This window comes from Oleiphilus sp. HI0123 (assembly GCF_001635315.1).
The window spans coordinates 1-11,068 of sequence record NZ_LWGE01001822.1 but is presented as its reverse complement, the minus strand read 5'-3'; the positions used below and the strand labels follow the sequence as shown (position 1 = coordinate 11,068).

The 11,068-nt window shown below is 42.8% G+C and carries 11 protein-coding genes; 3 read left to right on the top strand and 8 right to left on the bottom strand.

Annotated features, from left to right (window positions below; all coding sequences use genetic code 11):
* Positions 1 to 926, top strand: a 926-nt coding sequence (locus tag A3761_RS24530) for a sterol desaturase family protein (protein ID WP_231881303.1), incomplete at its 5' end; no start/stop codon positions are given.
* A 357-nt stretch (positions 927 to 1,283) separates the two neighbouring features.
* On the top strand, positions 1,284 to 2,291 hold the full coding sequence (locus A3761_RS24525; protein ID WP_068510326.1) for an AraC family transcriptional regulator: 1,008 nt from the start codon (positions 1,284 to 1,286) through the stop codon (positions 2,289 to 2,291).
* On the opposite strand, the gene A3761_RS24520 is transcribed toward A3761_RS24525, so the two are convergent.
* Positions 2,288 to 3,544 (bottom strand): valine--pyruvate transaminase, encoded by a 1,257-nt coding sequence (locus A3761_RS24520; RefSeq protein ID WP_068567122.1) that lies wholly within the window; start codon positions 3,542 to 3,544, stop codon positions 2,288 to 2,290. The two genes, A3761_RS24525 and A3761_RS24520, sit on opposite strands and share 4 nt — an antisense overlap.
* Positions 3,545 to 3,666: 122 nt before the next feature.
* On the opposite strand from A3761_RS24520, the gene A3761_RS24515 reads away from it, so the two are divergent.
* A complete protein-coding gene (locus A3761_RS24515; protein ID WP_068507485.1) occupies positions 3,667 to 4,371 on the top strand; it encodes an SIMPL domain-containing protein in 705 nt (234 codons plus the stop codon).
* Positions 4,372 to 4,438: 67 nt separating this feature from the next.
* On the opposite strand, the gene A3761_RS24510 is transcribed toward A3761_RS24515, so the two are convergent.
* The 7 genes from A3761_RS24510 to smrA all read right to left on the bottom strand — a co-directional run bounded on the left by A3761_RS24510 (position 4,439) and on the right by smrA (position 10,964).
* Entirely contained in the window at positions 4,439 to 5,353 is a 915-nt protein-coding gene (locus tag A3761_RS24510; protein ID WP_068507487.1) for a DMT family transporter, read from the bottom strand.
* 114 nt (positions 5,354 to 5,467) lie between these two features.
* Positions 5,468 to 5,623: a hypothetical protein gene (locus A3761_RS26415; RefSeq protein WP_156490323.1), complete on the bottom strand. Its 156-nt coding sequence runs from the start codon at positions 5,621 to 5,623 to the stop codon at positions 5,468 to 5,470.
* A 31-nt stretch (positions 5,624 to 5,654) separates the two neighbouring features.
* Positions 5,655 to 6,230, bottom strand: a complete 576-nt coding sequence (locus tag A3761_RS24505) for a hypothetical protein (RefSeq protein WP_068507490.1) — start codon at positions 6,228 to 6,230, stop codon at positions 5,655 to 5,657.
* A 176-nt stretch (positions 6,231 to 6,406) separates the two neighbouring features.
* Positions 6,407 to 7,411 (bottom strand): XdhC family protein, encoded by a 1,005-nt coding sequence (locus A3761_RS24500; protein WP_068507492.1) that lies wholly within the window; start codon positions 7,409 to 7,411, stop codon positions 6,407 to 6,409.
* 1 nt (position 7,412) lies between these two features.
* Complete coding sequence (locus A3761_RS24495; RefSeq protein WP_082865120.1) at positions 7,413 to 9,665, bottom strand: molybdopterin cofactor-binding domain-containing protein; 2,253 nt, start codon at positions 9,663 to 9,665, stop codon at positions 7,413 to 7,415.
* Between the two features lie 10 nt (positions 9,666 to 9,675).
* Entirely contained in the window at positions 9,676 to 10,167 is a 492-nt protein-coding gene (locus tag A3761_RS24490) for a (2Fe-2S)-binding protein (RefSeq protein ID WP_068507497.1), read from the bottom strand.
* Between the two features lie 230 nt (positions 10,168 to 10,397).
* Positions 10,398 to 10,964, bottom strand: coding sequence for a DNA endonuclease SmrA (gene smrA, locus A3761_RS24485; protein WP_068507499.1), 567 nt, complete (start codon positions 10,962 to 10,964; stop codon positions 10,398 to 10,400).
* Positions 10,965 to 11,068: the final 104 nt, after the last annotated feature.

Genomic DNA, 11,068 nt, shown 5'->3' with positions numbered 1-11,068 from the left:
TTAGTTTGAAGGAGCAATTCATGAGCGACTTACTACATGCCTTGGGCTTTATTATGCTTTTTGGCAGCGTGTTTATATCAATTATTTGTCTTGAGGCTTGGTACTGGCATAGGAAGGGAAGAAAAGATGCCTACCATTTAAAGGAAACGCTAACGAATATTGCAACCGGTGGGATTTATAAAATATTCGATGGGATTGCTATTGCCCTGTTTATTCAGGCATTTTATGAGTTTGTTGCTCAATACGGGTTTCAGTATAAAATTGAAGATGGTTTGTTGAGTTACCTATTCCTATTTATCGCATGCGATTTTTTCTTTTATATCTACCACTACGGTATGCATAAAATACGTTGGTTATGGTCAATACATGTAACGCACCATTCGTCTAAAATTATGAATTTTTCTACCGCTTTGCGCCAAAACTTTTTAATGGATGTTAATTTTGGCTGGATGATCTGGTGGTTGCCACTAGCAATCATTGGCTTCGACAAAGATCTTGCTTTAATTGCGATTGAATTAAGCCTGTCTTATCAATTCTTCCTTCATACCGAGCTTATTGGAAGGTTGGGAGTATTTGAAAAGGTTTTCAATACACCTTCGCACCACAGGGTTCATCATGGCTGCAAACCGGAGCAGATCGATACAAACTTTGGTGGCGTGTTAATAATCTGGGATCGCTTGTTTGGAACCTTCGTAGATGAGCGTGATGCGGGTAAGGTTGTTTACGGACTAACTGAGCGACAACCGACAACCCTGAATCCAATTCGCTTGAACCTGGATGAATTTATCCAGATGTTTAAAGATGTTATTCAATATAGGGACCTCAAGATATTCTATAAGTCTCCTGCTTATGTAAATAAGTATCAGTCGTCTAATTTGCATGACGAACCGCGCGATCAAACAATATCCGCTACAAATGTTCCGTAACCTTGTCGTAACGGTCTATAGGTTCTTGCTATGATGGAGGCTCGCAGAAAAGAGTGAAACCCTAATGGTAATTCGATCTATGATTATGGGGGTCTGTATATTGTGTTGTACAGGCTTAAACGCAGAGCTTCGCGTAATGACTTTAAATACCGAATGGCTATGGANNCCTNANGACAAATAATTGATATAAACACGCTGCCAAAAAGCATAATAAAGCCCAAGGCATGTAGTAAGTCGCTCATGAATTGCTCCTTCAAACTAATCAGTAATTAAAGCTAGTTTATTCCACAAGCAGCATCTATTATTGTCATAGCAATAATATTTTTTGACAATCTGCGCCACCATTACAATCAGCTTATGAATTCTTTAAATGATTTTTTTATCTCTCGGGATGTTGTCGGATACCTACAGACCTTTATTAAGCAAAGCGGTCTTAGTCTTCCGTTGTATGAACAGAAGCTTGACTATTTATCCGCTAAGCAACATATGTCTTTTGCACAATGGTGGCGTTTATTAGAAGAATTAGAAGCGCTAACGCCATACGACGCGTTGGGCCTTGAAATAGGAAGGTATATAAAGGTTGAGCATGTAGGCGTACTCGGCTACCTGTTTCGCACGGCCAGAAACGTGGGTGAAGCGTTAGCTTGCTTCAAACGATTTCAGGGCTTGATCTACGCAGGAAGTCTTGCACACACGGAACTAAATCCTGACAATTCATTTTGCCTGGTGTGGAACCCGGATTACGGTTATTCAAGCCAATGTTCCGACGAATTATTACTTAGTGCAATGGTGACGATAGTTAATGAGATTATTTTCCCGAAAAAATTAAATCTTTCAGCCATTCACTTTACGCAAGCTTTAAGTGATGACCGAGCTAAATCGTGTAAAAATTATTTTTGTTGTCCTGTTTACAGTCAGCAAGAAAAGTTGTCTATCGCCTTCTCGGTAAGTGATCTAGATATTCCAATTCCGCACTCTGATATCACACTTCACGGCATACTAGGCAAACAAGCAGAAGACTTACTAATAAGCCTACCAGATTGCGACACCTTTATAGCCGAACTTACCGATACGATTATTCGCTGCTTACATGAGGGTGATGCTGATACGAATACCGTCGCTTCGCGAATCAACATGTCTGAGCGTACGCTTCATCGTCGCTTAAAATCAAAAGGTAAAGTTTTTAGAGATATTCTTCAGGAAATAAGAAAATCGATGGTAATAAATTACCTAAAAGATCCGAAACTGACGCTTTCCGAAATTGCCTTGCTGCTAGGTTATAGCGAACAAAGTAGTTTTACCCGCGCATTTTCTACGTGGTACAAGTGTTCACCGCTTCAGTATCAAAAGCGCTACCTGTCTTAGACAGAATATGCCCTTTTAATCTCATCAGCGATGATACGAAGCCCTTTATCGACCAGAACATCATCTTGTGAATAGGTTATTCGTAAGCATTCGGATTTATGCTTCCAATTGTCATCACTTAAGCCCGGAAAAAAGTGATGCCCGGATACAATTAATACACCTTTGTCTTTCAACTTCTCATACAACTCCTGGTTACTTAAGGGGCAATCTTTCAACCATAACCAAATAAACATTGCACCTTCTACTTTATGGATTAAGAAAGGCAGACCCTGAAGTAACTCACATAAAAGGTCGCGCGCTCTTTCAGCTTTAGACAAATAGTAAGGTCTTATTACCTCATTACTTAAGGTGAGTATTCTTTTACTGTCGACTAAATCTTTCGCCATTATGCTGCCGAAGCTACCCGTCGCCAAATTCATAATCGCATTAACTTCCGATAAAGCGCTTATTACCGGCGCATCCGCAATAACGATTCCTGTACGTGCAGCAGGTAAACCGAATTTAGAGAGACTTAGGCACAGGACAATATTTTGGTTCCAGGTTGGTTCTGCATCAGTAAATATAAGGTTTGGAAAAGGCGTGCCGTAAGCACCATCAACAATCAATGGTACTTTATGTTCACGTGCCAACTGGTCTAACTTACTCATCTCTGAGTTTGTAATCACATTTCCCGTCGGATTTGTGGGGCGAGATACGCAGATCGCTCCCGTGCTTTCAGTAATTTGGAACTTCTCGAAGTCGATATGGTATTTAAATGTCTCTGCGTTAATTTCCTCAGTTTTTGGTCTGTTTGATATAAAAAAATCTTCAACCAAACCCGCATCGGAATAGCCAATATATTCGGGAGCAAGTGGTAGCAGAACCTGTTTACTACTACCATCTGAATACTTCCCTGCAAACAAATTGAAGAGCATAAAGAATGCTGCTTGACTGCCGTTTGTTAAAGCAATATTTTGCGGGCCTATATCCCAGCCATATTCAGCTTTAAGTAATGAAGCGAGTGACTTAATGAAGTCCAAATTGCCTTGTGGTGGATCGTAAACACCGATCAGCTGCTGGAAATCGGATGTAGACTCAACAATTTCCAGCAATCTATTTTTAAAATAATCCTGCACTTCCGGAATATGCGCAGGATTGCCTCCCCCCATCATGATTAAACCTGAGTCGCCAGCCAAGGCATTTCCAAGATCTTCCATTAAGCTTGTAATGCCGGCCTTTGAGGTAAACTTATCGCCGAAACTTGAGAACTTCATAAATATAAACACCTAATAACGTGAACAATGGTTTCGCTGCGATGGAATGAACCTATGGTAACTACAACTTTAATGACTAGACTGGTATAGGTATACACCAAATATTAATACGGAGCACAAGCATGCGATTCATATCACTTTTTTTGTTTTCATTCTTAGTAAGTAGTCTTTGCCTGGCCCATGATCAAACGCATTCTGACTTACCCTTTATCGAAGTCAGCACGACAGCAAGCGCAAAGTCCTTGCCCGATCAAGCCATAATTAATATTACTTTCTCTGCAACAAAGTTTGAAGCAGAAAAAGCGAGAAGAGCCGTCGACAAGCTGGTCCGCCCTTTCCTGTCAAAACTAGAAGAATACGATATTCAAGAGAACTCCCTCGACACAAGCAATACACAATTACACCCACAATACGAATACCGAAATAACCAGCGAGATTTCAAAGGTAATCAAATTACGCGCAAAATTGAGTTTAAACTAAATGATCTTGCGCAACTCCAGGCTCTTATCCAAGACATCACCCGCACAGAAGCATCTCATCTAGGGAGTATAAGATTCACACTTAAGAACAAACAGAAGCTAAAACGCAAAGCCTTAAACAAAGCAATTAATAAAGCAAAAAATAAAGCAGCTACCATTGCCCAAGGCTTCGAAGTAAGCTTGGGGAAAATTTTAAATGTAAAGCATGTTAGCAACGAAGCAAGACCAGCCCCACAAATGCGCGCCATGGCAATGAGTGCTGAAATGAGCGACAGCCAAAGTAATACCTACCAGCAAAAAGAAATTGAATACAATGCGACCATTAGCGCAGTATTTTCAATCGATTAAGCACTAGTCATACGACACCAAATAGCATATAGCACCGGCAATTCAACCTGAATCGCCGGTGCCTCATTCAGCCCGCAACTTCAACAGACTCACTATTTTTATGCTTATCAAGCTTACGCTCTGAAGCGCTCCAGTAATAAAGAACTAACCCTGAAAGGATACACGCGGTACCGATTAGCATTACTTCGCTAATGTGTTCACCATTAAAAAAGGCACCCAAAGCCAAAGCAAAAACAGGTGTCATCAGAGTCACCATTGCAACAGCCGTTGCACCCAGCTCTTTAATAATAAAAAAGTAACATGCAAAGCCCAATAGTGAGCCGGCTATCGCTAGATACAAAACAGACCATGGCGAACGTGTTCCCCAATCAAGGTACGGAAGCTGACCATCCATCACAAACCATGCTGCAATAAATAGCGGCACCGATAGTAATAAAGTGCCTACCGTAATGCTTAATGGGTGTGCCTTAAACTTCTGCTTTTCAACTAACACGCCACCAAGACTATATAAGCTGACAGCTAACAAAAGCAATAATAAGCCAAACCAGCCTTTGTCCATCACCACCCAGTCATCTTTAAAGATCAGCAAAAGCCCAGAAAAAGATATACCAAAAGCAAACCAGCGTGCGCGAGTAAACTTAGCAGAGCCAATCAACACATGTGATAACAAGTTAGATATCACTGGAGATAGTGCATAAATCACCGAAATAATGCCCGAAGGTACGTATGCCGCCGCTATGTAAGTGCACAGCATGGCCAGAAAAACGCCAAGCAAAGAAGCGGCATAAACTTTAATAGCTCGCGCTGTCCACGAGAGTTTAATCTTAAAAAGGCGTAAGATCGCATAGCCGATAGCGGCCGCTAACAACATTCGCAGCGTAATTGCACTAATGGGCGTTATCGTTTCACTGCTCCACTGAATAGCTAAGGGAGTAGTCGACCAGATTATTATAATGGTGGCATACGCCACGGGCACAGACATGCTATATCCTCTTTTAATAGTTAGTTTAATTAAAGAAAATACAGCGATATAAGGTGGGTGAAACGATAAGTCACTGCATTTTCTTGCTGTGACTTGAAAGGCTTATAAAACAGACTACTTCTTCAGAAACACAGCGAGCATTGCCATACGGGCGCGCACACACCATCGCATGCTGGCAACCTTGCCTAAACCACGAATAGCGATTAAGGCATAGGCACAAAGCATGAGATCTTTCATTGCAGGTGCTGTGTTTTGATTAATAGTAGTCATAAGCCAATACTGGAGGGCTTTTAGCTTATTGTCAACGCTTAGAGTTCGAGTCGTTATAAATAGTTTCCCAGCGAGGTGTAGACTCAGCAACATAAGAACCAGTAAACTCGGTCTGTAAGCCTCCACGAGTGTTATACCACCTGATGGCAGTAAAATGAGGTTGCGGACCTATGTCCATCCAATGCTTAACTTTTTTTGGAATAATCAATAAATCTCCAGCCCCACATTGAAGTATATGTATCTTTTCCTGAACATGGATATATACGAGTACTGCCCCCTCAATAAAGAAGCGCGCTTCATCTTCGTTGTGCGTATGCTCAGAAATGTACTGACTACGCAATACCACGCCATGAACATCGTCTTCATGAATACGAGCGATATCTGCATATAAATAATTATGCTCACGCTTTACATTCTCAACCAGCTCTTCGTAAAGCTTAAGCAGCTGGTCTCCAGTTGGGCTCGTATTGGGCAGCATTGTGAGAATGTCGTGCTGAGCAAAATAAATTCCATCTTCGGCTAGCTCTGCTACTTGAATAGCATGATCGTCCGAAACTTTTAGCGGTGCTCGCAAATTAAATTGATTATAAAGAGCTAATTGGCTCACCTATGAATCCCTGATACCAATAATAAATTAAGACTGGAAATTAACTGAGCTAAGTCTGGCAAATATTGACTCACTTTAAAATGAGATTAAGCACAGCAAATTAAGAAATAACATTATTTAACTTTTGATTTGTAAGCCCAGGTAACAGCAGTTTCATTTGATTACATATATGCTACTCATCCTGAACAAAGGCGCCGTGAGTCAATCATTTTTGCGGAAACTTTGTTCCTTTCCTGAATTAATTGCGCAGCGATAGATACAGCGATCTCAGCAGGTAGCTTACTGCCAATCGGAAATCCAATTGGCGCATTTAGCCTTGCTAATTCTTCAGAAGCGAAACCGAGGGTGCGCAGCCGCTGCAAACGCTTGCTGGTAGTATTTTGAGACCCCATTGCGCCGACCAGAAAGCATCGGCTATGCAAACCCGCCATCACCGCAAGATCATCAACTCTTGGGTCGTGAGCCAAAGCCAGCACAGCAGAATAGGAATCAGAAAATCGCTCTTTTATCAGATCATCTGGTAAGCAAAGATGCAGCGGAGTATCCCAGCTTTTAGCATCGTGCCTATCAACCACGTTACTACGCGCATCGCAGAGCTCAACATGGAAATCGATCGCCTTTAAAATATTCAAGAGATTCCTTGCAACCTCACCCACACCTACGATTAGTACTTGATAGATCGGGCCGAGCACATGAGTGAAGCGAGCATTATCGAGACTAACCTTATCGATGTCATGCGCTTCCTTATGATTCATGACTCTAATATCTGCTTGACCAGTATCTAAACAAACTTCACGCTTAAGCCATTTCCTGGAATCAAGCGTAGATATAATTTTTGAGATGTATGAAAGGTGAGTGTTGTCCAAGGCCTCTATGAGCAGAGACATTGTACCGCCACAAGGCAGCATATAACGCTGCGCATCATCAGGGTGATCACCAAAGACTTTGATAAAGGGGTATTGGGTATTTCCAAGGCTTAGGTGTTCAACTAGAGCGTCTTCAATACAACCACCTGACAAAGAACCTACTTGCATACCTAAACTTGAGTTATAGGCAAACAGACTACCGGGCGGACGAGGGGAAGCTCCCCATGTTGTAACAACCGTTACCAAAAAGACCTTTTCGTCACGAGCTAGCCACTCTTTAATCGAATTCAATACATGCTTGTTTTGTTCATACATATTAACTTAGCTTAAAAGGCATAGAGTTAAATCGCTTACCCGTAGCTTTATACAAAGCAGAAGCGATTGCTGGTGCAATCGGTGGCAAGCCAGGCTCGCCCACACCGCTTGGCGAGTCGTCTGACGGGACAATATAAGTTTTAATATCTGGAGATTCATTCATCCTCATCAAAGGATAGTCATGAAAATTACTTTGCATAACCTCACCTTCAGCAAAAGTAATCTCTCCATAGAGTGCGGCAGTCGCACCAAATATAATTCCGCTTTCCATCTGCATTGTAACGATATCAGGGTTTACAACCATGCCGCAATCTACGGCACAATGCACCGTCAGAAGCTTAACTTGTCCATATTCAACTTTAAGTTCAACTAGTTGCGCAACATAAGAGCCGAAAGACTTATGCACAGCGATACCTTGGTGGACATCTTTAGGCAGCGTACGCCCCCACCCACCTTTTTCTGCAACCAGGTTCAACACTTTAAGTAGTCGCGGTGAATTACCTAAATACTGTTTGCGGAACTGATATGCATCTAGTCCAGCTGACTGAGCTAACTGATCAATTGCACTCTCCACAACGAAAGCGTTAAATGAGTGGCCAACTGAACGCCAGTAGCTTATCGGTACGCCAGCATCGGCCTTGATATGCTTAACACTGATATTTGGTATCGTATAAGGAAAGTCGGCAGCACCTTCATAAGGCGAAGTATCAGCTGGAGTGATTGGCGTTCCCTCGGTCATTAGCCCGGCATGCCCCAGCATTGGGTACATAAACTCAGGCGCCCAAGGAAACATAGCTGGTGAAGCGTCCCATACATACCAATCCATAATCTTGGGCACGACAATTTGATGCTCCCAGGCGACAGGTAGGCCTTTAGTGTCGAGCGCAGCCCGAACCTTGTGCAAACTTGCTGGTCGAAATAAATCGTGCTTGATATCTTCTTCTCTGGACCAAACCAGTTTAATTGTCAGTCCGGTTTTTTCCGCAACCTCAGCAGCCTCGGCAATATAATCTTGACTTAAGCGTCTACCGAAGCCACCCCCTAGAAACTGGTTATGAATAGTTACATTGTCCAGATCGATATTGGTCGCTTTTGCGACTGCAACTTGTGCTACGTCAGGGGCTTGAGTTCCAGCCCATACTTCCGCCTTCCCCTTGCTAACCCTTGCAACGGCATTCATTGGCTCCATGGTGGCGTGAGCAAGAAAAGGCGCTGTAAACTCAAACTCTTCTATATGGCCATCAGCCTCGAGAAGCTCCGCTGTATCGCCGTCTTGACGAATAGATTTGCCGGAATCATTTGCAAGCTTATCCAGATATAGGTTGCTGATTGCATCACTAGTTTCAACACTCTCTTCACTAAATGCCCACTGCGCCTCTAGTACTTTTGATGCTTTCCTTGCTTGCCAATAGGAGTTTGCGACGACAGCTATACCACGGGAAACCTCAAGAACCGAGACAACACCTTTCTGCTGAAGAGCGACTTCGATATTCGCAGACTTAAGTTTGCCCCCATATTTCGGAGCCCGCTCTACAACGCAGTATTTAAGATCCTGCAATTCAACATCGATTCCATAAGCGCTTTCCCCTTTTACCTTTGCAGCTGCATCAAGTCGAGCGTCGAATTTCCCTATGTACTTGAATTGAGCCGGTTCTTTTACCTTTATTTCCTGCGGTAAATCTTGCTGAGAAGCTAGTTTAGCCAAAGCACCAAAACTCACTTTTTTGCCGGTAGACTTAACGCTGACATAAGCATTACGGCACTCTAAGTTATCTTGTGGTAACGCAAATGCTTCTGACGCTGCTTGTAGCAATAAAGTCCGTACAGCAGCCCCTGCCTCGCGAATCTGGCTCCAACTGCTTGAAAGACTGTTACTACCCCCGGTTAGCTGCAAGCCATAATCCGGGTTGCGATAAGCTGCGTTTGCCCCGGCAAAAACAACCTGAATAGTATCTGGTGAGGTATCTAGCTCTTCAGCCAGCAGCGTTGTAATACCCGTGTAAGTGCCCTGACCCATCTCTACTCTATCTAAAGTGAAGATCACAGAGTTATCTGGCCGTATCTCGAGCCAGGCATTAGCCAACCAGCTACCAGTATTTGATAGTTCATTGTTTCTTAGCGTACTGCAGCCTGGCAATGTTATCGCCACGCTAAGGCCGCCAGCAGCGCCTAAACCAACTTTAAGAAAATCCCTACGATTTATCGCTGTATCAGGTAAAAGCTCTTTAGATTTGTTCATGAGATTAGAATGCATTATGAGCGCTTCATACCTTTGCTTTGTAGGATAGATCGGCAGCAATTTGCTGTGATGCAACAGTGTCTTTAATGGCAGCCTTGATTCGGGAATAAGTACCGCAGCGACAAAGGTTACCGGACATCGCATTGTCAATATCTTCATCACTAGGGTTTGCATTAGCTTTCAAGAGCGAGGCTGCGGACATAAGCTGTCCAGGCTGACAATAACCACATTGCGGTACGTTATGTTTAATCCAGCTTTCTTGTAGCGGGTGCAACTGACCATCTTTACTGGCCAATCCTTCAATGGTAGAGATATTTTGGCCTTCCACTGACGAAACAGGGGTAATGCAAGAGCGAATGGCGACACCATTAAGATGAACAGTACACGCTCCACACAAACCCGCACCACAACCAAACTTGGTGCCCTTTAGACCAACCTCATCACGAATCACCCAAAGGAGTGGCGTATCTGGCTCGACGTCGATTGATATGGGCGCGCCATTAATCTTGAGTTTCATTCTGCCTCCTAGCTAGAAAGCTTTGTCTGGCCAAAGCTATAGATAGTTTTTATAGAAATAGTTGAACTTAGTAATGCTAATTATTTTTTATACTTCTTAGGGCAAGAAGTATTTTAAATGCGATCAAAACACGGCCAGCGCCGAACGTAAGATCTTATTATTTTTTTAACGTCTAGATGCTAACACCCAAGTAACTTAGAGTCACTTACACTTTATTAAGATTTGTTGACTCAACGTAGTCCGTGACGCTCTCTATTATTTTGTTTAGCAGTGTCACCCTTGCGAAGCATTACGTAGACTGCACCAGTGCCGCCATGCTGCGGTTGAGCAGAATGAAAGGCTATTACCTGGTCTAGTTGAGGAAGCCAAATCGCTAAATGGCTCTTTAACAAGGCAAGTTTGTCAGGATTTCGATCTCCCTTCCCATGTAAAATAATAACTGCTCTAAGCTCGTACCTGGAGCACTCATCAATAAAGCGGAATACTTCGCGCCTTGCTTGTTCAACGGTCATTCGATGTAAGTCCAAACGTGCATCTAATTCATAGCGCCCCATCCTTAGTTTTTTATACACACCGTGCTGGACACCATCGCGCTTATAATCAAGTATGTCATTTGATTTCAGCATAGGCACTTCGGTGGAGGCTAGAGGATCTACGGTAAGTTTATCGGCAACGGCAAGTTTGCGCCTAACACGCTTTCCTGGTGTTTCTTCCTCTACTTTGTTTGAAGAAATTTTGCTACTTTCAAAACGAGTAACTCCCTGCATTTCTTCTGCAAATAACTCATCATCACTCATTGCCGTACTCACTCATAACCAATTCTGACCCAAAAATACTATTATAAAACCTAGGATTCGCCAAGTGCAGTTTGCACACTTTCCAAGTTCTTATTCGTATTAAA